Source organism: Halomonas gemina, from assembly GCF_023554995.1.
In the GTDB taxonomy this organism is placed as follows: Bacteria; Pseudomonadota; Gammaproteobacteria; order Pseudomonadales; family Halomonadaceae; genus Halomonas; species Halomonas gemina.
In genome coordinates this window covers 1-255 of the sequence record NZ_JAMJPK010000049.1, presented here as the reverse complement: position 1 = coordinate 255, position 255 = coordinate 1, and the positions used below count along the sequence as shown (strand labels likewise).

The 255-nt window shown below is 72.5% G+C and carries 1 protein-coding gene; it reads right to left on the bottom strand.

Going from position 1 to position 255, the window contains the following annotated elements; all coding sequences use genetic code 11:
- Positions 1-255: NAD(P)H-dependent oxidoreductase subunit E (locus M8009_RS19005; RefSeq protein WP_250064046.1), on the bottom strand; the 255-nt coding region annotated here is incomplete at both ends.

Genomic DNA, 255 nt, shown 5'->3' with positions numbered 1-255 from the left:
AGAAGGTCGCCGTCTCGTAGACCGCCGCCATGGGCAGGTTCATGTAGGCGGCCAGCGCCCGCAGCGCCACCAGCGACAGGTGGCCGTGGGCGTCCTGGAGGGCGTGCAGGTGCTCGATCAAGAGGTCACGTCGCCGCAACCCCGGGTCGCTGCGCTCGTCGCCGAGCAGCTGGCGCAGCGAGGCCAGGGCAACGGGGGGCAGGTCGCGGCCACGGGGCCTGCCGCGAAAACGGCGCGGGGGAGTGACGGTCTCTA